This window comes from Pseudomonas sp. AK-TSAG1-1, from assembly GCF_056821665.1.
On the sequence record NZ_CM165965.1, the window covers coordinates 5,019,769 to 5,045,245 of the forward strand.

A 25,477-nucleotide genomic window follows, 5' to 3' on the forward strand; every position below is an offset into this window, starting at 1 on the left:
TGGTATTGCGTGGTGGATAGCTCTAGCCCGGCCATCTACGCCAACCTGCTCTGATCAGATTCATATTTCCTGTTTTAAAGGGACTCTCTGAGGTGAGGGGATCTATCCCCTCGGCATAGATGAATTGCTTCCCCACAGATGAAGCCTCAAACAACTGCCATCGACTTCAGTTTTGTTCAGACGATTGCCCCAGCACATTTTTTCCCCCATCACCAACCACCGTCTAAGCTTCAGTCAAGTCCGATCAATCTGCGTGAATGGATCAATCGACTATGGGCGCTTTGTGGCAAACCGATTCGAGTAAAGCCGTGGTTCCGACTGAACGTGTGGATGAAGCGCCTGTCCCCCCCAAAAAACGCCGCAACCGGCACGGCTGGAAGGCGTTCTGGTTGTTGCTACTGATTATCGCGATTGTCGTTGGCCTGGCTGCGAGCAAGGAAATGCGCACCTCGCGCTTTCAGTCCCGGGAGCTGAGCCAATACGCAGCGTCGCTCAAATATCAGCTCGAACCCGGCCCCAGCGAAGCCATCCGCTACCCGGGCAACGGGCCGTTCGATTTGCGTCTTGGCTACAGCTCCCTCGATGAATTCCTGCCGCGCCTGCTCAAGCGCGATTACGTGATCACCGAGCAGACACGCTTTTCTCCGGCGCTGCTCAGCTACACCGACAGAGGCCTGTTCGTGCCCTACTCGGAAAAGATTCAGGCCGGGCTGTCGATCACCGATTGCCGTGCCGCACCGTTGTATCAGTACAAGTACCCACAGCAGCTGTATGCGAGTTTTGCAGCGATTCCACCAGTGGTCGTCAGCAGTTTGCTGTTCATCGAAAACCGCTTTCTGCTCGACCCCAGGCAACCGCTGGCCAACCCGGCCGTGGACTGGCCGCGCTTCGGCATGGCAGCGTGGTCGCAAGTGGCGAAGTTGCTGCACCTGCCGGGGCAATCGGCAGGCGGCAGTACGCTGGCCACGCAATTGGAGAAGTACCGGCATTCGCCCGATGGCCTGACGGTGTCCGGCGCCGAGAAGATCCGCCAGATGATTTCCGCCAGCGTGCGCGCCTATCAGCCCGGGCCGCAAACCCTTGGCGCACGGCAGAACATCATTCGCGACTATCTCAACAGCGTGCCGCTCTCCGCCGTACCGGGTCACGGTGAGGTACATGGCATGGCCGAAGGTTTGCGGGTCTGGTACGGCAGCGATTTCAATCAGGCCAATGAACAACTGAACAGCCCGGCCACCGATCCGAAAACCATGGCCGACAAAGGCCTGGCCCTGCGCGAAATGCTCTCGCTGATGATCGCCCAGCGCCGGCCTTCGCATTACCTGACCAAGGGCCGTGAAGAACTTGCCGAGCTCACCGACAGCCACCTGCGTCTGCTCAAACAGGGGGGGGTGATCGACAATGCCCTGGCCGATGCCGCGCTGGCGAGCAAGGTCACCTACCGCGACTGGCAGACGCAGCCGACCATTCAGCCAATCGAAACCAACAAGGGCATCAGCGTCGCCCGCAGCCGGCTGGCAACCATGCTCAATCGCCCGCTGTACGACCTCGACCGCCTCGACCTGTCGGCCACCAGCACCCTGCAGGGCGACTTGCAAACCCAAGCCACCGAGTACCTGAAAAAACTCGCCGACCCCGCGTTTGCCGGGCAGATCGGCCTGATCGGTGAACGCCTGCTCACCCCCACCAGCACCACGCAGGTGCGTTACAGCTTTACCCTGTTCGAACTGACCCCGGACGGCTCGCGGGTGCGCGTGCAGACTGACAGCACCGACCAGCCGTTCGACATCAACGAAGGCAGCAAGCTGGAACTCGGTTCGACAGCGAAGATGCGTGTGCTGACCACCTACCTGCAGATCATCTCCGAGTTGCACGACAAGTACGGCGCCATGAGCGTGCCGGAGCTGAAAAAAGTCGAGGTGCCGGATCAGGACCGCCTCAGCCAATGGGTGATCGACTACCTGATCCAGAACAAGGATCACGACCTGTCGAAAATGCTCGGCGCCGCGCTTGACCGCAAGTACTCCGCCAGCCCCGGTGAGGCGTTCTTCACCGGTGGCGGCCTGCACGTGTTCCACAACTTTCGCAAGGAAGACAACGGCCGCATGCCGACCCTGCGCGACGCCCTGCGTGAGTCGATCAACCTGCCGTTCATACGCCTGATGCGCGATGTGGTGCGCTACGTCACCTACTCCGGCCCAAACAGCAGCGCCGAGTTGCTCAAGGATGACCGCGACCCGCGACGTCAGGAATACCTGGCCAGTTTTGCTGATCGCGAAGGCACCTCGTTCCTGCTCAAGTTCTGGAAGAAGTACAAGAACAAGGACACCCAGGCCCGCCTCGACACATTCCTCGACAGCATGCGCCCGACCCCGATCCGCATGGCCGCGGTGCACCGTTACTTGCTGCCCAACGCCAGCCAGGAAGACTTCAACACCTTTGTGCGCGCGCACCTCAAGGGCGCCAAGCTCACCGAAAAACTCACCGACGACCGCCTCATCCGGCTGTACGACGCCTATGGCCCGGGCACCTACGACTTGCCGGATCAGGGCTTCATCGCCAAGGTTCACCCGCTGGATCTGTGGCTGATGGGTTACCTGCTGCATAACCCGGACGCGACCTTCAGCCAGATCGTCAAGGCCAGCCAGTTCGAGCGCCAGGAAGTCTACAGCTGGCTGTTCAAGAGCAAGCACAAGGGTGCCCGCGACAGCCGCATCCGCACCATGCTCGAGATCGAAGCGTTCCTCGAGATTCACCAGCGCTGGCAGAAAGTCGGCTATCCGTTCGATCATCTGGTGCCGTCACTGGCTACTGCCATCGGCAGCTCCGGCGACCGCCCTGCGGCACTGGCCGAACTGATTGGGACCATCCTCAACGACGGCGTGCGCATGCCGACCCTGCGTATCGACAGCCTGCACTTTGCCGCCGGCACACCGTATGAAACGCGCTTGAGCAACGACCCTCACGTGGGCAAACGGGTCATGCCATCGCAAGTCGCCACCGCCATGCGCGAGGCGCTGTCGCAAGTAGTGGACTCGGGGACAGCGAAACGCGTTTCCGGCAGCTTCAAGACCGCCGACGGCACACCCTTGGTGATGGGCGGCAAGACCGGTACCGGCGACAACCGCATTGAAGCGATCGGCTCCGGCGGGCGCATCCTGAGTTCCAAATCGATCAACCGCACCGCAACCTTCGTGTTCTACATCGGCAATAACCATTTCGGCACACTCACCGCATTTGTGCCCGGGCGCTCGGCAGAAAACTTCAAATTCACCTCGGCACTGCCGGTGCAGGTGCTCAAGGGTATGGCGCCGATCCTGTCGCCGTACCTGCAACCGGGGACGCACACCCTGTGCCAGCCGAATCAAACCACCGCCAGCCGTTGAGCGTGGATCACCTCATACGCCGGCGGTGGTGGTAGCCGGCTACTTTTCACTCCCTGATTTTGCGCCCTTGCGCCGAAAACCACGGGTGTACCGAACAGATCTTTACGCTTTTTTTGAGGCGTGCGCCTACCTAGTCTGATTGCTCCACAGTTGATCCACGGACGATCAGTCAATGCATGATGCAAACCCCAAGCAGATTCCGCCCGCCAGCGATTCGAGCAACAACAGTGTTCACTTTGAACACGTCAGCCAGGCACTTCCCTCCTGGCTCACCGATGCGTTGCCCTCCCGTATCAACCGATTGAGACCTGACCGAATCGATGTTTCCGACCCTCAGTGGGAAGCCTTGCGGGCCATCCGACAACGCATGAAAGAAACGATTGCGGGGCCAGCAATTCCTGAAACAAAAGACGACGTGTCATCGACACCAGTCCCACAGTCAGAGGCCATCAAGACCCTGGAACAGCGCCTGAAGAAAGCCATCGAGCTCAACTGGACGGCGCAGAACGATATTGACCGCGCACTTGATCAATTACAGGACGTCTACAGCTTCGCCAGACCGCTGCTGCAACAGGCATTGAAGAGCCGTTTTGGCGTCGAGGACGATGTCGAACAGACCTGCTTGCGTTTGTATTCGCCCGTGAAAACCGCGTGGTGGGTGCACGACTTTTCAGGCGGGACGAACAGCCGAACGGTTTCTCTGCTCGATGCGGCCTTGCACAACTTTGCCCGAGACGAGCAGTTTTCCCAGGACAGCGAGTTCATTACCCGCCCCGACGCCCGCGAGCATTTCCAGGTCAAACGCATCAAGCACAAGATGAGTATCGAGCAGTTCAAATCCCTGTGTCGGGAACTGGACATCGGCGCGCAATACCTGGCACACCTCAACAATTATTTGCGCTCGCCCAACCCGGTGGCCGCCAATATTCTGCGTCACAAGGTGACGCTCAGCGACAAGGCTGCGCTCAACGTGGCGGCGCACATTGCCCGGCTACACAACGACATCGACCAGAGTGCCTACGACGTTGTGCTGGGCATGTTCAACAAACGCGGGCCATTGAAATGGAACGGGCAATCGGTCGGCTACTACAACCTGTCGATCATGGACACCCAACTGAGCGGCATCGTGCTGATCGCCCCTGAAGCCGCTACCGCCTCCAGTGCGGTTCCGGTACTTGCCTACGTCCCCCATGATCCGCAGCACCCGCTCAAACAGTACTCCTCGTCGCTCCAGTTCATGGAGGAGCTGACCCGCCAGTTACGCGATAAAACCTCACCTGGAAACTACCAGCGGTTCTTCAGCCAGTTCGTGCCCCATCAGCAGCGCGGCATGTTCTTTTCCAGGCTGAACGAACGCATGAGCCAGGTGAAATGGCAACCGGCGCCCCCGGGTTCCAACATGCCCAGCTGGCGTGAAACGCCGGTAGACCGTCCCTATCTGCAGTTTCGCGCATCGAACATCAAGAGCGACAGAAGCACCGTTTACCAAAACGACTTGTGGGCCTACCTGCACGAACAGAAACTCAACCAGATACTCAACGACGCACAGCAAATCGCAATCTCCACCGCCTACGTCGACCGCATGGCCCGCTGGGCCTGGTGGGACAATCTGCAGAAAATGCTGGCGGATATTTTCAATGTCGCGCTACTGGTGGCGATTCCGCTCGTGCCAGGCCTCGGCCCCTTGATGATGGCGTACACCGCTTACCAACTGACCGATGAAGTGGTCGAAGGCATTGTCGATCTGGCAGAAGGACACTTTGCCGAAGCCTTGGAGCAAACCCTCAATGTGCTGCAAAGCGTGGTCCAGTTGGGCGCGTTTGCGGCGGCGGGTGCCATTGGAAGCATCGCGCGGGCGAAGCTCTCGTCATTTTATGAAGGTTTGAAACCGGTGCAATTGGCCAACGGCCAGAGCCGTTTGTGGCATCCGGATCTTACCCCCTACCATCAGCCAGACCTTGCCTTGCCGACAAACGCCAGACCTGATGCACAGGGTATTCACCTGCTTGAGGGCAAGCAGGTGCTGCGCCTGCAAGGTCAGCAGTTCGAAGTAAAGCAAGACTCGGCCACCGGCCAATACCGCATCCGCCACCCGCAACGATCCGAGGCCTACGCGCCCACCTTGCGTCACAACAGTCACGGCGCGTGGGTCATTGAAACGGAAAACCCGCGCGAGTGGGCTGGCTCGATCCTGATGCGTCGCCTCGGGCCCGTTGCCGACGCCTATAGCGACGAGCAACTGGAATTGCTACGCCAGGTCTGTGGCACTGACGAGGGCGCGTTGCGCCGCATGCATGTGGACAACACTGCGCCCCCGCCTCTGCTCATCGATACCCTGCAACGCCTGGGCAATGCGCCCGATGCGACGCTGCCTCCAACAAGCTCACCTGCCACCGACGAGGTTCTGCAAGTGTGCCCGCAATTGACGTCCGTGCTCGCTGACAGAGTCGTCGCTCACGCCACACCGCTGGAACTGCAGCAGCTCACCTTGCACCGGCGGGTACCATTACGCCTGAAAACCACGGCCCGCGAGCTGCAATTCGAACTGCAATCGGTCAGGGCTGCTCAAGGGTTGCAGCAGACTCGCCTGAGCAACATTGACAGCGAACGACTGATCCTCGGCGCCCTGCGGCAAAACACCGATGCGTTTGGTGATTTGCGCATCGAAATCCGCGAGGCCGCCTTCGATGGAGAACTGCGCAGCAGTGCCGGTAGCGACACGGCCACCCGGATTCGTGTACTGGTGCACGAAAGCCAGGACCATTACCGGGTGCGCGATGGCGCGAACCAGCCGATCCATGAAGCGTGCGGCCTGTATGAGGCGATCCTGCATGCCACAGACCATCAGGGGCGCAGTGTGTTGGGCTATCGACCGAGCGATGCCGACCAGTTTCAGCAATGGGTGATCGCCAAGACCACCACGCCGAGTGAACGCCGTGCAGTGCTCAGGCAGCCACCTGTGCGCCCGGTGGTACCTTTCGAAACCCAACAGATATTGAATGGCCCGCGCCTGAGCAGATACGCGGTCACCCTGCATGAGCGGATCGAGGACGTGTATCCGCACTTCAGCCGCCTCGAAATCGATACCTTCGCCAATGCCCTGACCGAACAGGGCGAGCCCATCCGCGCCATCGAAACACTTGCGAACGAGCTCGACGAATATCGTCAGATCGTGCATCGCTGGCGCTATCAACAGCCGGACAGTTGGGGCCCTGACAGTCAGAACTTTCGCGATGGCGGTGGCTTGCACATCTTCGAGCGCCTGCTCGACTGTATCGAACGCAAGAACGCGGAGCTGGGGCAACGTAGCGATCCCTCCACCTATGCCCTGGATCTATCCAGAGAGCTGCTCCCCCTGGATCTGCAAACCTGGTGGTCCAAGCGCCCGGCCATGAAAAAACTGTTTGATAAAGTCACCGTATTGAAGCTCGACAACACGCGCTTCTCCGCTGACTTGAACGGCCTGCTCAAGGACTTTCCAAATGTGCTGGAACTCAGTGTCAAACATTGCGAATTAACGCAATTGCCCCGACACATCGCTACCACAATGCACCGGCTCGAACGCCTGCGACTGAGCGACAACCACGTAGTGCTCGATTCGGCAGCGGTCAAACAGTTGCGCGACCTGACGTACCTGGAAGTCCTGAGACTGGAAAACAACCCGTTGACGCTGCCACCTGACATTTCGCGCATGCCGCGGTTGAAGGTCCTCGTCCTGAAAAACACCGGGCTGCAGACCTGGCCCGACGGCACGCTGGCCAGGACCCGACCACGCGGTTTTCTTCTCGATCTGCGGAACAACCCGATCAACCGGATTCCCGAGGTCAACGAGGGCTCGCCAGCGCAGTGGCTGGTCGCTCGGACGCGGCTGGATGTCGGCACGCTGTCAGAGACCGACCAGATTCAATACCAGGCCTATCGCCGTTCGGTGGGGCTGCCAGCAGAACCGGTCTTTGCGCCCGAGGAGGAAAACAGGGCCATCGTCTCAAACTACGGTGACGACTTCTGGAGCGATGTACCGGGCTGGGGCGTTGATCGGGAAACACCTTGGTCAGAGCTGGTGGAGGAGCCCGCAGCCCAGCCGTTCATGCAAGTGTTATTGGGGGTACGCGAGTATTCCGATTACCGCGCCGGCGGCGCCATCAAGGATCAGTTGATGCAGCGGGTCTGGCGCATGCTCGATGCCGTGCACACCGATACGCGCCTGCGGGAAAAACTCTTCACCATGGCGTCGGCACCGGTGGATTGTGCCGACGCCGGCGCGCAGATGTTCAACAGCATGGGTATCAACGTTCTGGCCAGCGAGGTCTACCTCTACAACACCGATACCACGCAAATCGAGAAGCAACTGGTCACCCTCGCCAAAGGTGCGGCGCGCCTGGATCTGGTCAACGAAGTGGCGCGTGCGGATGTCCAGTCCCGCGGTGGCAACCCCGATGAGGTGGAAGTCTATCTGGCCTATCAGACTGGCCTGGCGCAACGCCTGAGCCTTCCATGGCAGTCACAGACCATGCTCTACCGGCGAGTCGCCGGTGTCAGTGATGCCATGATCGATCAGGCCTTCACCACCGTGCAGGCGCTGAGCGAAGGCGATGGTCTGGTCAACCGGATGCTGGACCAGGACTTCTGGAAGGAGTTTATGGAACAGACCTGGCCGGTACGCCTGCAGAGCAACAAACGCCTCTACCTGGATAAATATGAACGCCTGGAAACCCTGCGCGAGGTTCAGCGTGAATGGGCAACCCGCTCACTCGACGATGTCCAGCGTGCTCAACTGCACAGCCGACTCGGGCAACTGATGAACGAATTACCCGTCCCGGCCACGGTGGTCTTCGCCGATGAGGCGATCAGCGACAGCACGTTTGACCGTTTGCTGACCGACCTGTGGGATGAAGAAAAAGAACTGGCTCGACGCCTGACCCGTGCAGCCCTGCTGGAGGCCGGTCAGTAATCACGAAACGACAACATTACGCTGTCGCGTCTCAGGGCGCGGCGGCCGTGAAGATCAGTTGAACATTGCCGTAGTACTGACCTGGCTTGTAACCGCCGACCGGCGCCTTCGGCTGGATTTCCAAAGGGAAGCGGCCTCCGGTCATTGCCTGGGCCGCACTCACCACTACCTGCGACTGCGGGGCATGGCTCAACTCCTTGCCATTGAAGCTGACACGCAGATAAATGTTCTGCTCGTCGCGTCCATTGGACAGGTAGGGCTCGGACTCCAGTCGCGCTTCAATGGCACTGGTGTCGTGCCTGACGTCGAAATTCTTGCGCAGCCCGCCCAGCGTCCTGGTGTGGGCATCCCACACTAACGTCTGCTGCAGATGTATCCAGTTCATCTCGGCGGGTATCACGTAAAACCCCAGAGTCGGGATATCCAGCGATACCTCGAACACGCGTTCTTCGCGCGCGGCAAACGCCTGGGCACTTGCCAGCACAACGACGCCCGCCCACAGGGCGATGGCCGATTGCTTGATCATGTCAGTTACCTTGTTGCGTCAGAAAACCGCGAGCCACCGCAATAGCCCGCCCCGGCGGTGTTATTGGCTGGCGATGCGCAGCGCTTTTTTCGACGCGCCCTCGACCAGGTTGAAGCGGTACTCGCGACCGGACTTTTTCTCGAATTCGAAGGTTTTACCCGCCAGGACATGGTGCTTGGTGACTGGCTCACACTCGGTCTCGTTTTTCAGCGAGCAATTACGAAACTCATCGATCAGCACCACGGTATTGCCGTTGTTGCGCAGCCGGTAAACACCGGGACTGTCATCGATCGCAGTGTCGAACCGGGCGTTTTTCGGACGCACGAAGAACACCGTGCCAAACCCGGTCATCACATTGACCCCGGCCGAGAGATTTTGCTTGTAGACGTCCCGTTCTTCAGCCGAGACGGCGAACTCGTCTTCCTTCTCCGGCACCACCGGGATGAAACGCACGCGAAAGTAACGCTCGGTGTCACGTTCGCCCATCATCAACAGACGTGTGCCCTGCATGCCTTTGGCCGGCACGATCAGCCGTGCCGGGCTGGCCATCAAGCCGTCACGACCGCTGCCATCGGTCTGCGTTTTCACCGCCACTTCCTCGTGGCCGCCATCGGCGTCGTAGACGATTTCAAGGATGTTGACCTTGACGAACGCCGTGCTGTCGCCGCTGTTGAACACACGTTTGAGGTATGTACTCTTGTCGCCATCCAGATAGTCGTAAACCGTTCCGACGTTGATCTGCGGCCCGGCCTGAATGACCAGAGAAAAACCGCTCAACCCCACCAGTGCCCACAGACGTTTCATACCCTTGAACCTCATCACATTGAACACAGCACAAACACGCACCATCGATACGCGGGCCATCAGACTTCCGAATCCCAGATCACTGTGATATTTCCTGAAAAACGCCCCCCTTCACCGGACTTGACGATTTCATTGACCCAGAACGGCGACATTTCGAAGTGCAGGATTCCGGGCGCGCGGTCGAGATAAGCCCCGGGTTGGAACTTCATGCTTTCCTCCCCGTAGTTCACCCGAAGCGGGCGCCGCTGAACCGGTCGCCCGGCAAAATCGGTCAAGCCATTGGGCAGGCTGACACTGACCTGTACTACCGCCGTGCGCTGGGAAACGGGGTCGCGAATCAAGCAGTTGAACATCTGAAGAAACTCGCATTCCAGCTGCATCTTGAAACGCGACGACACCGAAATATGGAAGGGCTGATCGCGGAACAGCCGCTCCGGTTTGCGCCCTGCGTGCAGCCAGCCTTGCCAGCCACCGGCAGGCACCAGTGCAATTTTCTCGCCGCCGGGCGGGATGTCGACCTTGAGCGTGTGCTGAACATCCAGCACAAAATTCAGGGTCAGGTCCGGGTCGCTCGGCAGCATCACATCCCCCATGTCAAAGTCGCCTCCGGGACCAATGCGATAACTCAAATCCCCGGTATAGAGCCCGGATGACATTTTCAACGGATTGGGGGTTTTCAGTTCATACGAAACATCCAGATCGTCATACTTCATGGCCGGGATGGGAAAACTGGCCGTCTTGACGCAAGTTCCTTGCACTGGCGTCTTCCAGAAGAATTGGTAGTAGTCGTGCGAAAACACTCCGACACCACTGTAGGTGCAGGGGGGCGCCGAATTTACCCAACTGCTACCCGCCCCCCCCCATAAAGCGCGATGCCCCTCGAGGGCCGTCGGCGCCCCAGTCAGGTTGGCTGCGGTATCGCTCAGGATGTAGCGCGAGCCGAAGCCGGCAATGCGTACCTCGACGGTTTCCGTTTCTCCGGTTTCCCGATGGGTCACCGTCAACGGACGCCACAGAGAAGGAACCCTGAACATTGCACTGTTGCGTGGCGACGCATTGGGCTGCATGGGGCTCGCCGAATCGAACCGGATGGGCAGACGGATACTGAAGGTTTCGTTGTCCCGGCACTCGCTCGGCTGGTCTGCACAATAGCCACTGACCGGGGTCTTGTTGATGAACATGTTACGTTGCGGATTGGCCGAGTCGGGGGTGAACAACGCCCGGATCTCCTGATTCACAGCCTGCGCGCAAGGCGCGGCAATGACCGCCAGCATCCCCAGCCAGCGACTGCGACGCAGCAGACTGGAGCAGGTCAAAGTCAGATTCATGATCACACTCTCTAGAACATCGGGCCTGGCACGGTTCAACCGGCCGAGCTCCGGTTGGACGTGGCATCCGCCAGGGTGTCCGGCGAACACCGCAGATCACCGATCATCAGCACACTGTTTTCACGACGGTACTGATCGATATCGAGGCGGAACTGGCACAGCAACTGGTCGGCATAGCGGACTTCCAGCGTTGGCGAGCCGGCGTTCATTTCCATCGAGAAAAAGCCATCGACTTCGCTGACCCCGCGGCTGGCATGGTTGATCACGTGATGTCCCTTGAGCGGCCGGCCTTGCGGGTCGAGCAGTCGACCGAGCACGGTAAGGGTCTTCATGACCCGCACCTTGCGATACTCCACACCGCCCTTGTTCAGGTGATAGCGGGTTCGCGCCGGTTCGATGCTGGCTGCGGGCACGTCGTTGCCTTCGAAATCGAAACTCACCGAACTGTTTTTGTAGGCCGTGAGCGCGATGAAATTGCGCCCGGGGCGCAACGCCGCACTGCCGCCGCTGAGATCATCGGCACGCAGCGCAATGCCATCGATGTCCGACTCGACGTCAACGATCATTCCCGCACCGCGGCCCTGATGCTGGCTGGTCAACACCATGTGCTGGCCGCCGATCACCAGGGTGCTGTCGAGGTTCAAGCCACCGGTGAAGTTGTCGTTGAACGATGAGCGCTGAAGGAATCCGTCACCGTTGACCACATCAGTGCGAAAGTTCGCCAGGCTCGACAGGCCCACACCATAGGTGTCGGTGAGCGCGGTCACCGAGACGCTTTGCAACACGTGGTCCTGCAAGTCCTGGCGAAAGCCCAGTGAGCCATTGTTGTCACGACGGCCATCGCGGGCCGTACGGCTACCGATGCTGCCGGATATCTGCTGCCCCGGGCGGCCCAGCGCCAGGTTGATACTCAGGTCGACTCCGCGATTGCGTGCCTCGCTACTGCTGTAACTGCCCGGACGGTCGAACAGCGACAACCGCCAGTTGGCATCATTGCCAAACACCACCGTGCGTTGCGTCCAGCCGAGGTCAACGCCTACCCCTTCGACGTTGCCCTCGCTGTGCGACACCCTGCCATTGAGCGAACTCTGGCGGCTGATCCGGTGGTTCAGCGCCAGCGAAGAATTGCTGGTCTGCCCGGTAAACACATTGCGTTGGCGCACGCGGGTGCCATCAGGCAGCGTGTCGTAGGTGTTGGTCGTGTCGAGCCAACTGCGGTTGTGACTGACCACCAGACTGCCGGCGCCATAGTTGTACAACCCCTGGAAGTCGGCGCCGGTGCCATGGTCTTCGGTCTGATACAAGTTGGCGTAAAGGCTGGTGCGCTCGCCAAGGCTCCAGTCGATCGAACTGCCGTACTGCAGCTTTTCGCGCACTTGGCGCGCCGAAAGGCCGAGGATCACCCGCGGGTGCAGCAGGTAGTTGAGAGCCGCACCGGCCGTGGCATCACCACTGCTTTGCTGCTCCCAGTTGCTGAGCAGTTTGCTTTCCTGACCGGCGAACAGGTTATAGCGCCAGCGTTCGTCATGGTTGCGCCAATTGTTGGGTTTGTAGATCAACTCTTGGGTGGTCGAGGTGGTCTGGCCGTCTTCGATCAGACGCACTTCCACTTCGTAGATGCCACCGGGCAACGCTCGTGTATCGAGCGTCTGCAACCCCGCCGGCACTGCCTGGGTGTTAATCAGCAGCCCATCCCGGTAGATCTCCACCGAGGCCTGGCGATTGGCGGTGACATACACCGGATAAACGCTGGGTTTCGGGCTGTCGATGGCCAGACTGTCGGAGCTTCCGTACATCAGCCCCACCGCCGTATCCGGGCTGTTGCCGAAGGCTCGGGGTTCACGCATCAGGCCCTCGGAGTTGGGGGTGAAGTAGCCCAGACGAAAAAAATTGCCCTCCATTTCGCGCTGGGTATAGAGCTCATGTACTGCGTGATAAGTCTTGTCATCCGGGCTGCCCAGTCGCGACAGCTGCAGGTTCAAGCTCTGGCTCCAGTTGCCCAGACTGCCGCTGGCCTCCAGGCCGAATCGACCACCCAGGTCCTGCTCCTGACCACCGTTGAGGTTGAGTTGGTTGCGCACGATCAGGCCACGGCTACCCCCTGGCGGCTGATCGTGAAAACGCTTGGCCCCAATCTCACGCTCGGCATTTTCGGTCACGATCGACAGCAACGAGTTTTCCAGGTTGTAGTGAACCGCCAGCATCTGCGCAGGGCACTGAGCCGTGCAGGCTCCCAGGCTCACACCGGGCTTGAGAACGTCCGCCCAGGTCTCGCGCTCGCTGGCTTCGAAGCGGCTTTCGCTGGTATCGGTGAATTCGAGCAAGGTCACCCGGTCATCGCGCGACAACACGATCATGGCCTCGCCGAGAGGTTGCTGGTCGAGTTCCACTCGTACCGCCAGCGGAACATCAAAAAAATGCTCTTCAAACTCTGCCGGCAGGCCTTTGGCCTGAGCGAGCAAACTTCGTGGCGTATTATCAATAGAAGAGGTTGCCGCAAATGCACTGCTACATAACAACAGCGCAAGCGCTGTCGCGATGGGCGTCATCGGGAACATGAACTAATACTCTGATTACCAAGAAATCAACGCTCGGCCGACAAACCGGAAAGTTTGCCGACCGGGAACGCCACTTGAGACAAGTAAACGTTTTCCGTCATCTGTATTACTTAGACGGAAGGTTCCACAACCATCGTGACAACACCGGTGTATTCACCCGCGTCAGGCTTTTGGGTGGTGACGGCACTGATCTTGAACGGCGCACGATAGCGCGTGTTGGAATCAGTGGCGTTAACCACTTCTTGCGACGTGGTGGTCAACGTCTTGCCATTGAGTTCAACCTTCAAATCAATGGTCTTGTTGCCGGCAATCAGCTTGGGCACACCTTCCAGTCGTGCATGAACCTTGCCCGCCGTGTGCAGCACGTCAAAGTGCCCATCGATGGTACGCATGGAGTCTGTGCCCGGGTTGTAGCTCATGTCCTGGTCTTTGTTGACCAGGTCGTAGTCAACCGGTACCGCGTAGAATTCATCGGAAGAAACAGTAGCGACCAGACTGATGGAGTGTCTGGCATCAGTGGCGGCGAACGCCATCGAAGCACTCAGTGCCAGAGCAGCCACAGGAGCAGCAAACGCGATTTTCTTGAACATCTTTCAGTACCTGTTATTTAAAATAATCGAAGGAGAGTCAAAAGTTATTGATGAGCAAAACCGTCACGAGCAGTTATTGACCCAACTGAACTTTCAACGCCGAAAGATGATCAAGCAATTCCCTTTGAAAGTAAGCAGGCAAGTTCCGACAAGCGTGTAGCCCAGTGACCTCTAACCAAGAGAGAAAAAACCACGAAAACCATAAAAGTTTCAGCCCTGCTGTAAGAGACAGGCTACAACGCGCCAGCAATCTGTCTGAACGCGCCAACTTTCACAGCAACTTCCGTAAGACACATACCACACCCTGCCGATAATAAAGGCCGACGCCGACTATTAGAGAGTTAGCACTAAACTGCGCCTTTGCCGGGCGATTTAATACCGCTTTTTTTTGATCGTTTGCCGTAATCAGCGCCCGATATTTCGATTGAAGGACGACAACCGTCGGTCAGGAGGCCTTGCAGACACCTAAAGATATATCTTAAGTTGTATCTAAATACGACGAGAGAGAAAGCAAAAATGAGAGACCATCATTCCCCCCACCGCGAGCACGGTGACGGCCGCGACGGCTTCGAGAAGCGCCCCGGACGCGAACGCGGCGGTCGCGGCCCACGGGTGTTCGCCCCCGGCGACCTGAAATTGCTGCTGCTGGCACTGATTGCCGAACAGCCGTGCCATGGCTATGACCTGATCCGCCAGATCGAAGGCATGTTCGACGGTGCCTACAGCCCCAGCCCCGGCGTGATCTACCCGACCCTGACCTTTCTGGAAGAAAGCGACTTGATCAGCGGCGACGCCGATGCCGGCAAAAAGCGCTACAGCGTGACCGATGCCGGTCGTTTGTCTTTAAGCGAACAAGCGATCGCACTGGACGGCGTGCGCATGCGCATCGAGGTCAGCAAACGCTCGCTGCGTGGCCACGATCGGCCGCCGGAAATCCACGAAGCCGTACACAACCTGCGCCACGCGTTGCAACTGCACCACGGGCGCTGGAGTCCCGAAGAAATTCTGCGCGTGCGTGATCTGCTCAACGACACCGCCAAAGCCATTGTCGACGGCCCCGCCGTTCAATTTGCTCCGGAGAAAGCCGAATGACTGCAGTCGATACCCAAACCATTCACCGCGTGATGCACGAAATCAAACGCCGCAAACTCGAAGTATTGCGCGTGGTCGACCTGACCCCGCGCATGCGCCGCATCACCCTTGGCGGGCCGGAGCTGGCCGGGTTCATCAGCCTGGGCACCGACGATCACGTCAAGCTGCTGTTCCCGCAGAACGCCGAACAAACTGCTGCGCTGGAGACCATGGTGCTCGGTGCGGGCAAGGACAACGGTCCGCTGCCCGAGATGCGCGACTACACCCCGCGTCGCTACGACCTGGAAAAACTCGAGCTGGACATCGACTTCGTCCTGCACGGCGACGGCCCTGCCTCGACCTGGGCCGAACAGGCCCGACCTGGGCAATTGCTGCACATCGGCGGGCCGCGTGGCTCGATGATCGTGCCGGATATCTTCGACAGCTACCTGCTGATCGGCGACGAAACCGCCCTGCCTGCCATCGCCCGTCGCCTCGAAGGCCTGGCGGCCAATCGCAAGGCGCTGGTGGTGATCGAGGTGGAGAACGGTGCCGAGCAACAGGCGCTGCAAAGTGCGGCGCAGGTCAATGTGATCTGGGTGCTGCGTGAAGGTGGCAAGGACAACCTGCTGACCACCGTCAAACAGCTGCAAGTGCCCAAGGGCAATCTGTATGCGTGGGTAGCGACCGAGACCAAGGTCTCGCGGCAGATTCGCCGGGTATTGATTGATGAGCATGGGCTGGACGAGCAGCTCATCAAGGCCGTCGGCTACTGGCGTGCCGAAGGTACTCCCGAAGAGGAATGAGATGCCTCCCTGTGGGGCGGGTTTGCTCGCGAATGCGGTGGTTCATTCAAAAATGATGTTGACTGACCCGACGCTTTCGCGAGCAAGCCCGCTTCCACATGGGTTTCAATGCCGTGCTGACCGCCAGCGGTCGAGGCCGATCACCAGCAAACCTATCAGCACAAACCCCACCAATATCCCCCCGGCATTGATGAACACCTGTGCATAACCCAGCATGGCCACATCAATGAACGGGTACGCATACGCGCCCAGCAGATGCCCGCGCAGCAAGGCATAACCGAAATACACCAGCGGGTAAATCAGCCACAGCGGCAGGTGCCAAAAGCGCAACGTACCTTTGGGCACGCAGCACCACCAATAGCCCAGAAACAGCAGCGGCATCACGTCGTGCAGCAATTCATCAGCGATAAACTGCCACCCCTCGGGGTGCCACAAATGTCGCAGTAAAATGCTGTAGGCCAGGCCGACCACCGCGATGCTCACCGCCACCCCGCTACTGACCCAAGGCAGCAGAAACCAGCGCTGCACAGCGGATTCGCGCCGGGTGACCGCGCTCGTCAGCACGCTCGCCACCAGGGTATTGGTCAGTACCGTGAAGTAACTGAAGAAGCTCACCAGCCCGCCCAGCAGACTGGCGTCGACACTCAGGCGCGCAAGGAAAATCAGGTACAGCTGAATGCTCAACCCGGCCCAGCCGAGGCTGGCGATGAGCATGATCAGGCGTCGCCGCAAAACGGCGTCCATCTCAGAGCGGACGCTTGGTACGCATCAATTTCACATACAAGCGCTCGACCTTCTCCCGTGCCCACGGAGTTTTGCGCAGGAACGTCAGGCTCGACTTGATGCTCGGGTCGCTCTTGAAGCAGCGGATATCGATGCGCTCGGCCAACCCCGACCACTCGTAATGCGCCACCAGCGCATTGAGGATCTGTTCGAGGGTTACGCCATGCAGCGGATCGGGAGTGTGGTCGTTCATGCCAGGCCTTTGGACGGAGTGAAAATGCACAAGCCGCGCACCTTAGCCGAGGGGCCGGTCAGGTGGAAGGCCTTGCATCAAATGTAGGCCAACCCGAGAAGATCGCAGCCTGCGAACCTGCCCACAATGCGCCCGTTTGACGCACTGTTACCGAATGCGAAACGCTGCATGTCTGCAAAAGCCCTTTGTCTTTTTGTTACAGATCATTATCCTGCCGCCCTTCAGCTGAATCGCTTCACTGCCTGCGGCAAATTGAAGCGCTCGGTTTACCCCCAGAAAACATCAAAAAAAGACTGATCCATGCCTGATTTTTCCTTCTCCCGAGACAGCGCTATCTCAGCCCTGCGCCTGCTCGGCGGCTGCACCGCGCTCGGCTTCGCCACCTACGCCCAGGCGGCCCCCGCCTTCGACAGCGACTCACCGTGGATGCTCGGTGACTGGAACGGCACCCGTACCGAACTCTCGGAAAAAGGCTACGACTTCAAACTCGATTACACCGGCGAAATGGGCAGCAACCTGCACGGCGGCTACGACCACGACCGCACCGCGCGCTACAGCGACCAGTTCGGTCTGGGCACGCACCTGGACCTGCAAAAGATCCTCGGCTGGGACGACGCCGAGTTTCAACTGACCGTCACCAAGCGCAGCGGCAACAACATCAGCAACGACCGGATCAACGATCCGCGCGTCGGCGGCTTCACCTCCGCGCAGGAAGTCTGGGGCCGTGGCCAGACCACGCGCCTGACGCAGATGTGGTATCAGCAGAAATTCTTCGACCAGAAGCTCGACATCAAGGTCGGTCGTTTCGGTGAAGGCGAAGACTTCAACAGCTTCCCGTGCGACTTCCAGAACCTGGCGTTCTGCGGCTCGCAAGTCGGCAACTGGGTCGGCGGCATCTGGTACAACTGGCCGGTCAGCCAGTGGGCGCTGCGGGTCAAATATCACCTGACACCAGAGCTGTACGCCCAGGTCGGCGCTTACGAGCAAAACCCGTCGAACCTCGATCGCGGCAACGGCTTCAAACTCAGCGGCAGCGGCACCCAGGGCGCCGTGTTGCCAGTCGAACTGGTGTGGACGCCGAAACTCAATGGTCTGCCGGGCGAATACCGCGCCGGCTACTACTACAGCAGCGCCAAGGCATCTGACGTCTATAAAGACCAGAACGGCCAGCCTGCTGCACTGAGCGGCGAAGCCTACCGCAGCGCGTCGAGCAAGCACGGCGTGTGGTTCGGTGCCCAGCAGCAAGTCACCAGCATCGCCAGCGACCACTCGCGCGGCTTGAGCGTGTTCGCCAACGCCACGATGCACGACAAGAAAACCAACGCGATCGACAACTACGTGCAGGCCGGCGTCGTCTACAAAGGCCCGTTCGATGCCCGCGCCAAGGACGACATCGGTTTCGCCCTGGCCCGCGTTCACGTCAATCCGGCCTTTCGCAAGAACGCCGAGGCGAGCAATCAGGCCAACGCCGTCTACGACTATGACGATCCGTCGTTCCTGCCGCCGCAGGACACCGAATACAGCGCCGAATTGTATTACGGCGTGCACCTCGCCAACTGGCTGACCGTGCGCCCGAACCTGCAATACATCCGCCATCCCGGTGGCGTGAACGACGTCGACGATGCCCTGATTGCGGGGATCAAGATCCAGTCGTCGTTCTAAGAGCTGGCAAATACCCACTGTGGGAGCGGGCTTGCTCGCGAAGGCGTCGTGTCAGTCAACACATCAGCCTTCTGACACACCGCTTTCGCGAGCAAGCCCGCTCCCACAAAAGAATTTCGTTAGCTACACAAGTTTTATCTGAACCATGCCTGCGCCCAATCGTCATCTACAGTGACTACTGCGCGGGACTACTTGAAACGTCACGGAGAATCACACTATGAGCACCGAAAGTGCTTCGAGTCGGGGCCGTCTGCTACCGAGCCTGCTCGGCATACTGCTTCTACTGATGGGCCTGGCCATGTTGGCCGGGGGAGTCAAGCTGAGCATGCTCGGCGGCTCGCTGTACTACCTGCTGGCCGGTATCGGCATTGCGCTGACCGGCATTCTGTTGCTGCTGCGTCGTCGTGCAGCGCTGGGCCTGTACGCCATCGTGCTGTTCGCCAGCACGGTCTGGGCCTTGTGGGAAGTCGGTCTGGACTGGTGGCAACTGGTGCCACGTCTGGCCCTGTGGTTCGTTCTCGGCATCGTGATGTTGCTGCCGTGGTTCCGTCGTCCATTGCTGCTCGCAGGCCCGGCGCCGATGGGCACTGGTGGTCTGAGTGTGGCCGTGGTTCTGGCCGGCATCACCGCGTTGGCCAGCCTGTTCACCCACCCGGGCGAAACGTTCGGCGAACTGGGCCGCGACACCGCGGACATGACCAGCACCGCGCCAGCCATGCCCGATGGCGACTGGCAGGCCTACGGCCGCAGCGAATTCGGTGACCGTTACTCGCCGCTCAAGCAGATCACCCCGGCCAACGTCGGCAAGCTGCAAGAAGCCTGGCGCATCCAGACCGGCGACCTGCCGACCGCCGATGACCCGGTCGAGCTGACCAACGAAAACACCCCGCTCAAAGCCAACGGCATGATCTATGCCTGCACCGCGCACAGCAAAGTGCTGGCGCTGGACCCGGACACCGGCAAGGAACTGTGGCGCTTCGACCCGCAGATCAAGAGCCCGGTGGGCTTCAAGGGCTTCGCCCACATGACTTGCCGTGGCGTGTCGTACTACGACGAAGCCGCTTACGCCAAATCTGAAAACGCCGCGTCGGCCGTTATCTCCGAAGCCGGCAAAGCCGTTGCCCAGGCCTGCCCGCGTCGCCTGTACCTGCCAACCGCTGATGCACGCCTGATTGCACTGAACGCCGACACCGGCAAGATCTGCGAAGGCTTCGGCAAAAACGGCGTGGTTGACCTGACCCAAGGCATCGGCCCGTTCACCGCCGGTGGTTACTACTCCACCTCGCCAGCGGCGATTACCCGTGATCTGGTGATCATGGGCGGTCACGTTACCGACAACGAGTCGACCAACGAGCCATCAGGCGTGATCCGCGCCTTCGACGTGCGCGACGGTCACCTGGTGTGGAACTGGGACAGCGACAAGCCGGACGCCACCGAGCCATTGGCCCCGGGCGAAATCTACAGCCGCAACTCGGCCAACATGTGGTCGCTGGCCAGCGTCGACGAAAAACTCGGCATGGTCTTCCTGCCACTGGGCAACCAGACCCCAGACCAGTGGGGCGCTGACCGCACCCCAGGCGCCGAGAAATTCAGCGCCGGCATCGTCGCCCTCGACCTGGCCACCGGTAAAGTGCGCTGGAACTACCAGTTCACCCACCACGACCTGTGGGACATGGACGTTGGCAGCCAGCCAACCCTGCTCGACATGAAAACCGCCGACGGCGTGAAACCTGCGCTGATCGCTCCGACCAAACAGGGCAGCCTGTACGTCCTCGACCGTCGTGACGGCACGCCGATCATTCCGATCCGCGAAATCCCGGTACCGCAAGGCGCCGTGAAAGGCGACCACACCGCACCGACCCAGGCCCGTTCGGACCTCAACCTGCTGGCTCCGGAACTGACCGAAAAAGCCATGTGGGGTGCCAGCCCGTTCGACCAGATGCTGTGCCGCATCCAGTTCAAGGAACTGCGCTACGAAGGCCAGTACACGCCTCCGTCGGAACAAGGCAGCCTGATCTACCCGGGTAACGTCGGTGTATTCAACTGGGGTGGCGTATCGGTCGACCCGGTTCGCCAGATGCTGTTCACCAGCCCGAACTACATGGCCTTCGTCTCGAAGATGATCCCGCGCGCCGAAGTGGCCGCCGACAGCAAGCGCGAAAGCGAAACTGCCGGTATCCAGCCAAACACCGGCGCGCCATACGCCGTGACCATGCACCCGTTCATGTCGCCATTCGGCGTACCGTGCCAGGCCCCGGCCTGGGGCTACGTCGCCGGTATCGACCTGACCACCGGCAAAGTCGTGTGGAAACGCAAGAACGGCACCAGCCGCGACAGCTCGCCAATTCCGATCGGCTTCACCCTGGGCGTACCAAGCATGGGTGGCTCGATGGTCACCGCCGGCGGCGTCGGCTTCCTCAGCGGCACCCTCGACCAGTACCTGCGCGCCTACGACGTGAACACCGGTAAAGAACTGTGGAAATCGCGTCTGCCTGCAGGCGGCCAAGCCACGCCAATGACCTACACCGGCAAAGACGGCAAGCAATACGTCCTGCTCGTCGTCGGCGGTCACGGCTCGCTGGGCACCAAAATGGGTGACTATGTGATTGCGTACAAACTGCCGGAATAAGCTTTAGCGGCGGTAATAGAAAGGCGATGTCTCGTGAGGGGCATCGCCTTTTTTGCATACAACTGCTCTGAATTCGCTGAAAAACCTGTGGGAGCGGGCTTGCTCGCGAAGGCGGTGTATCAGTCAATTGATTTGCCGACTGACACACCGCCTTCGCGAGCAAGCCCGCTCCCACAATGGACGATGTTCGTCCTACAGAAGCGCGTTATGCGCGGGAGTTTTCCGACAGGTCGCGTCGGTTGTGCCTCGGAAATTGGGTGGATAGGCTCTGAAGGTCGCTGGAAATTCAGCGGCTGGGCGTCGCGGCCTGATAACTGATGCATAATCGCCAGCCTGACAGCACCTGCCGGTGCCTGTTGGTTGTTTCATGGCGGCTGTGCGCGGGATACCTTCGTAGAGGGTATGCCGATTTCTCAGTTATCGGTCCGCGAACCCGCGTACAGCTGCCACCCCAGATTGCGTCGCGGCAATCGAAGGTAGCTCCACTTCACAAAACTGAGTATTCACCATGATCAAACCAACACCCAATCCCCCTGAAACCGATGGGACATCTCCCTACGAATCCCTCGATTCGAGAAGGCTCCACGACGCCGCCGAACGCGCCCTCGACCACTACCTGAAACCCTCCGCCACGACCCTCAAATTCCACAAACCCAGCACCATGTTCCAGGTCGCCCCGGGCATGGACAACGAAAGCCTGCTAGTCCACGCCTGCGAATCACTGGCCTCGGCGAGCATCATGACCAGCGACATTGCGGCCTATGTGGACAGCCCGCAACGACAGACGATTCTGGCGATACAGCAGATCATCATGCTGGCCGAGCTGGCGGTGAATCGGGTGTTGGATAACGTCGAAGGGACCCGAACCCCGGCACACAGCTGAACCCTTGTGGGAGGGCATGCTCGCGAAGGCGTCAGCACATCCAACACTTGCGGTGACTGACACACCGCTTTCGCGAGCAGGCTCGCTCCCACAATTGGATTGGGTGTGTTCAGTTGAGGATTGGTCGGCTGTCAGGCCGCCTTCGCTGGCAAGCCAGCTCCCACAATTGAGTTGGGTGTGTTCAGGTGGGGATTGGTCGGCTGTCAGGCCGCCATCGCTGGCAGGCCAGCTCCCATAATTGGATTTGGGTGTGTTCAGGTGGGAATTGGTCGGCTCGTAGGCCGCCATCGCGAGCAGGCGAAAGTCTGCAGTTTAGATTTGTGTGCACCGCACGCGGCAAAGCCGCCCCACTCAACAGGATGAGCGCAAGCTCGGCTGCAGCTCTTGATCTTGATCTGCAAGGCCCCTTCGGCAGGCTGAGTGGAGGGGTTTATCCGGGGGTGGGAGCGCAGCGACCGTTTGGCGCAGCCAAACACATCGAGAGGAGGTGCAGCGAAGCAAACCGTAGACGATGCCCCCGGATGAACCCCGCAACGAAGGAACCCGAGCCTAAGCGAGGGCCGAACGCCGGGGTCCAGCCTTTTGGTTACTTTTTGGCGTCTGAAAAAGTGACCCGCTGTAAGAGCGGAACCGCCAGCCGCACCACCCGAAGCAACGGATATACCCCCCCAACCCCAAAAGAACATGGTCGGCCCAGAGGCCGCCAAGTCCAAAGAAACCCTGTCAAAACCCTGAACACACAAGCAGAAACATCCACCCCCATTGAAACCACCCACCCCCCGCCCCATCTAAGACCCATACCCCATTGCGCAGGTGCCCCATGAGCGACCAGCAAGAATTCCCGGACAACCCAGACGACTACACCGAAGCCGAACACATCGAACACACCTCCTCCGGCAAGGGCCTGGCCCTGCCCGGCCAGAACCTGCCGGACAAGGTCTACGTCATCCCGATCCACAACCGCCCGTTCTTCCCGGCCCAAGTGCTGCCAGTCATCGTCAACGAAGAACCCTGGGCCGAAACCCTCGATCTGGTCAGCAAATCCGACCACCACTCCCTGGCCCTGTTCTTCATGGACACGCCCCAGGAAGATCCACGCCACTTCAACACCGGCGCCCTCCCCGAATACGGCACGCTGGTCAAGGTTCACCACGCCAGCCGCGAAAACGGCAAACTGCAGTTTGTCGCCCAGGGCCTGAGCCGTGTGCGCATCAAGACCTGGCTCAAGCACCACCGCCCGCCGTACCTGGTGGAAGTCGAATACCCGCACCAGCCCACCGAGCCGACCGACGAGGTCAAGGCCTACGGTATGGCGCTGATCAACGCGATCAAGGAACTGCTGCCGCTCAACCCGCTGTACAGCGAAGAACTGAAAAACTACCTCAACCGCTTCAGCCCCAACGACCCGTCACCGCTGACCGACTTTGCCGCCGCCCTGACCTCCGCCACCGGCCCCGAGCTGCAGGAAGTGCTGGACTGCGTGCCGATGCTCAAGCGCATGGAAAAAGTCCTGCCGATGCTGCGCAAGGAAGTCGAAGTCGCGCGCCTGCAAAAAGAAATCTCCGCTGAAGTGAACCGCAAGATCGGCGAGCATCAGCGCGAGTTCTTCCTCAAGGAACAACTCAAGGTCATCCAGCAGGAACTCGGCCTGACCAAGGACGACCGCAGCGCCGACCTTGAACAGTTCGAACAGCGCCTCGAAGGCAAAGTCCTGCCGGCGCAAGTGCAAAAACGCCTCGAAGAGGAAATGAACAAGCTGTCGATCCTCGAAACCGGCTCGCCGGAGTACGCGGTCACCCGCAACTACCTCGACTGGGCGACTTCAGTGCCGTGGGGCGTGTATGGCGAGGACAAACTCGACCTCAAACACGCGCGCAAGGTGCTCGACAAACACCACGCGGGTCTGGACGACATCAAGGACCGCATCCTCGAGTTCCTTGCAGTCGGTGCCTACAAAGGCGAAATCAGCGGCTCCATCGTGCTGCTGGTCGGCCCGCCGGGCGTGGGTAAAACCAGCGTCGGCAAATCCATCGCCGAATCGCTCGGCCGGCCGTTCTATCGCTTCAGCCTCGGCGGCATGCGCGACGAAGCCGAGATCAAGGGCCACCGTCGCACCTACATCGGCGCACAGCCGGGCAAACTGGTGCAGGCGTTGAAAGACGTCGAAGTGATGAACCCGGTGATCATGCTCGACGAGATCGACAAGATGGGCCAGAGCTACCAGGGCGACCCGGCCTCGGCGCTGCTGGAAACCCTCGACCCGGAACAGAACGTCGAATTCCTCGACCACTACCTCGACCTGCGCATGGACCTGTCAAAAGTCCTGTTCGTGTGCACCGCCAACACCCTGGATTCGATTCCCGGCCCGTTGCTGGACCGGATGGAAGTGATTCGCCTGTCGGGCTACATCACCGAAGAAAAAGTCGCCATCGCCAAGCGCCACCTGTGGCCGAAACTGTTGGAAAAGGCCGGCGTGTCCAAGGGCAGCCTGAGCATCAGTGACAGCGCGCTCAAGGCCTTGATTGACGGTTACGCCCGTGAAGCCGGTGTGCGCCAGCTCGAAAAGCAAATGGGCAAACTGGTGCGCAAAGCGGTGATGAAACTGATCGAAGACCCGAAAGCGGTGATCAAGCTCGGGCCGAAAGATCTGGAAGCCTCGCTGGGCCATCCGGTGTTTCGCAATGAGCAAGTGCTGTCCGGTACCGGCGTCATCACCGGTCTGGCCTGGACCAGCATGGGCGGCGCGACCCTGCCGATCGAAGCCACGCGGATTCATACACTCAACCGTGGGTTCAAACTCACCGGGCAACTGGGCGATGTGATGAAAGAGTCAGCCGAGATCGCCTACAGCTACGTCAGCTCGCACTTGAAGGCGTTCGGCGGTGATCCGAAGTTCTTCGACGAAGCCTTCGTTCACCTGCACGTGCCGGAGGGCGCGACCCCGAAAGACGGCCCGAGCGCCGGCGTGACCATGGCCAGCGCCCTGCTATCGCTCGCCCGCAACCAGCCGCCGAAAAAGGGCGTGGCAATGACTGGCGAACTGACCCTGACCGGGCATGTACTGCCGATTGGCGGGGTACGTGAGAAAGTGATTGCGGCGCGCCGGCAGAAGATCTTCGAGTTGATTCTGCCGGAGCCGAACCGTGGCAATTTCGAGGAGTTGCCTGACTACCTGAAGGACGGCATCACCGTGCATTTTGCCAAGAAGTTTGCGGATGTAGCGAAGGTGTTGTTCTGATTGGAGGTATGGCGCTCTCAGTCATGAGCTGTTAGCGCCAATCCGCCATAAAACACATGTTATCCAACA

15 protein-coding genes are annotated in these 25,477 nt (G+C 59.9%); 8 read left to right on the forward strand and 7 right to left on the reverse strand.

Translation table 11 applies throughout. The features are described from left to right. The first annotated feature begins 272 nt into the window (after positions 1-272). Together AC1UK9_RS22640 and AC1UK9_RS22645 are read left to right on the forward strand one after the other, a co-directional pair. Positions 273-3,386 (forward strand): transglycosylase domain-containing protein, encoded by a 3,114-nt coding sequence (locus AC1UK9_RS22640; RefSeq protein ID WP_473013477.1) that lies wholly within the window; start codon positions 273-275, stop codon positions 3,384-3,386. A gap of 415 nt (positions 3,387-3,801) precedes the next feature. After that, on the forward strand, positions 3,802-8,337 hold the full coding sequence (locus AC1UK9_RS22645) for a dermonecrotic toxin domain-containing protein (RefSeq protein WP_482578541.1): 4,536 nt from the start codon (positions 3,802-3,804) through the stop codon (positions 8,335-8,337). Positions 8,338-8,368: 31 nt separating this feature from the next. On the opposite strand, the gene AC1UK9_RS22650 is transcribed toward AC1UK9_RS22645, so the two are convergent. From AC1UK9_RS22650 to AC1UK9_RS22670, 5 genes are all read right to left on the reverse strand, one after another. Beyond that, positions 8,369-8,863 carry a CS1 type fimbrial major subunit gene (locus AC1UK9_RS22650; protein ID WP_482578542.1) on the reverse strand — a complete coding sequence of 165 codons (495 nt, stop codon included), beginning with the start codon at positions 8,861-8,863 and terminating at the stop codon, positions 8,369-8,371. 60 nt (positions 8,864-8,923) lie between these two features. After that, positions 8,924-9,667, reverse strand: a complete 744-nt coding sequence (locus tag AC1UK9_RS22655) for a molecular chaperone (protein ID WP_482578543.1) — start codon at positions 9,665-9,667, stop codon at positions 8,924-8,926. 59 nt (positions 9,668-9,726) lie between these two features. After that, positions 9,727-10,995: a hypothetical protein gene (locus tag AC1UK9_RS22660; protein ID WP_473013481.1), complete on the reverse strand. Its 1,269-nt coding sequence runs from the start codon at positions 10,993-10,995 to the stop codon at positions 9,727-9,729. A gap of 35 nt (positions 10,996-11,030) precedes the next feature. Next, positions 11,031-13,553, reverse strand: a complete 2,523-nt coding sequence (locus tag AC1UK9_RS22665; protein ID WP_482578544.1) for a CS1-pili formation C-terminal domain-containing protein — start codon at positions 13,551-13,553, stop codon at positions 11,031-11,033. 110 nt (positions 13,554-13,663) lie between these two features. After that, on the reverse strand, positions 13,664-14,143 hold the full coding sequence (locus AC1UK9_RS22670) for a CS1 type fimbrial major subunit (RefSeq protein ID WP_473013483.1): 480 nt from the start codon (positions 14,141-14,143) through the stop codon (positions 13,664-13,666). 516 nt (positions 14,144-14,659) lie between these two features. Between AC1UK9_RS22670 and AC1UK9_RS22675 the strand changes: the two genes are divergently transcribed. Both AC1UK9_RS22675 and AC1UK9_RS22680 read left to right on the forward strand, forming a co-directional pair. Beyond that, complete coding sequence (locus AC1UK9_RS22675; protein ID WP_482578545.1) at positions 14,660-15,235, forward strand: PadR family transcriptional regulator; 576 nt, start codon at positions 14,660-14,662, stop codon at positions 15,233-15,235. Beyond that, a complete protein-coding gene (locus AC1UK9_RS22680; protein WP_482578546.1) occupies positions 15,232-16,020 on the forward strand; it encodes a siderophore-interacting protein in 789 nt (262 codons plus the stop codon). Before AC1UK9_RS22675 ends, AC1UK9_RS22680 begins: the two co-directional genes overlap by 4 nt. A gap of 105 nt (positions 16,021-16,125) precedes the next feature. Here the strand turns inward: AC1UK9_RS22680 and AC1UK9_RS22685 are convergent, their stop codons facing one another. After that, a complete protein-coding gene (locus tag AC1UK9_RS22685) occupies positions 16,126-16,764 on the reverse strand; it encodes a Pr6Pr family membrane protein (RefSeq protein ID WP_482578547.1) in 639 nt (212 codons plus the stop codon). Position 16,765: 1 nt separating this feature from the next. Next, positions 16,766-16,996: a VF530 family protein gene (locus AC1UK9_RS22690; RefSeq protein WP_003227831.1), complete on the reverse strand. Its 231-nt coding sequence runs from the start codon at positions 16,994-16,996 to the stop codon at positions 16,766-16,768. 300 nt (positions 16,997-17,296) lie between these two features. On the opposite strand from AC1UK9_RS22690, the gene AC1UK9_RS22695 reads away from it, so the two are divergent. The 4 genes from AC1UK9_RS22695 to lon all read left to right on the forward strand — a co-directional run bounded on the left by AC1UK9_RS22695 (position 17,297) and on the right by lon (position 25,408). Continuing rightward, positions 17,297-18,658: a carbohydrate porin gene (locus AC1UK9_RS22695; protein WP_025112433.1), complete on the forward strand. Its 1,362-nt coding sequence runs from the start codon at positions 17,297-17,299 to the stop codon at positions 18,656-18,658. Positions 18,659-18,875: 217 nt separating this feature from the next. Beyond that, entirely contained in the window at positions 18,876-21,287 is a 2,412-nt protein-coding gene (locus AC1UK9_RS22700; RefSeq protein ID WP_482578548.1) for a glucose/quinate/shikimate family membrane-bound PQQ-dependent dehydrogenase, read from the forward strand. 508 nt (positions 21,288-21,795) lie between these two features. Continuing rightward, positions 21,796-22,170 (forward strand): DUF6124 family protein, encoded by a 375-nt coding sequence (locus AC1UK9_RS22705; protein ID WP_482578549.1) that lies wholly within the window; start codon positions 21,796-21,798, stop codon positions 22,168-22,170. Between the two features lie 820 nt (positions 22,171-22,990). After that, positions 22,991-25,408, forward strand: coding sequence for an endopeptidase La (gene lon / locus AC1UK9_RS22710; RefSeq protein ID WP_025109193.1), 2,418 nt, complete (start codon positions 22,991-22,993; stop codon positions 25,406-25,408). The last annotated feature ends 69 nt before the right edge of the window (positions 25,409-25,477 follow it).

Coding starts and splice junctions, on each gene's coding strand:
- AC1UK9_RS22660 (WP_473013481.1), bottom strand. CDS start 10,995: ATGAATCTGACTTTGACCTGCTCCAGTCTGCTGCGTCGCAGTCGCTGG.
- AC1UK9_RS22670 (WP_473013483.1), bottom strand. CDS start 14,143: ATGTTCAAGAAAATCGCGTTTGCTGCTCCTGTGGCTGCTCTGGCACTG.
- AC1UK9_RS22685 (WP_482578547.1), bottom strand. CDS start 16,764: ATGGACGCCGTTTTGCGGCGACGCCTGATCATGCTCATCGCCAGCCTC.
- AC1UK9_RS22650 (WP_482578542.1), bottom strand. CDS start 8,863: ATGATCAAGCAATCGGCCATCGCCCTGTGGGCGGGCGTCGTTGTGCTG.
- AC1UK9_RS22675 (WP_482578545.1), top strand. CDS start 14,660: ATGAGAGACCATCATTCCCCCCACCGCGAGCACGGTGACGGCCGCGAC.
- AC1UK9_RS22695 (WP_025112433.1), top strand. CDS start 17,297: ATGCCTGATTTTTCCTTCTCCCGAGACAGCGCTATCTCAGCCCTGCGC.
- lon (WP_025109193.1), top strand. CDS start 22,991: ATGAGCGACCAGCAAGAATTCCCGGACAACCCAGACGACTACACCGAA.
- AC1UK9_RS22680 (WP_482578546.1), top strand. CDS start 15,232: ATGACTGCAGTCGATACCCAAACCATTCACCGCGTGATGCACGAAATC.
- AC1UK9_RS22705 (WP_482578549.1), top strand. CDS start 21,796: ATGATCAAACCAACACCCAATCCCCCTGAAACCGATGGGACATCTCCC.
- AC1UK9_RS22640 (WP_473013477.1), top strand. CDS start 273: ATGGGCGCTTTGTGGCAAACCGATTCGAGTAAAGCCGTGGTTCCGACT.
- AC1UK9_RS22665 (WP_482578544.1), bottom strand. CDS start 13,553: ATGTTCCCGATGACGCCCATCGCGACAGCGCTTGCGCTGTTGTTATGT.
- AC1UK9_RS22700 (WP_482578548.1), top strand. CDS start 18,876: ATGAGCACCGAAAGTGCTTCGAGTCGGGGCCGTCTGCTACCGAGCCTG.
- AC1UK9_RS22655 (WP_482578543.1), bottom strand. CDS start 9,667: ATGAAACGTCTGTGGGCACTGGTGGGGTTGAGCGGTTTTTCTCTGGTC.
- AC1UK9_RS22690 (WP_003227831.1), bottom strand. CDS start 16,996: ATGAACGACCACACTCCCGATCCGCTGCATGGCGTAACCCTCGAACAG.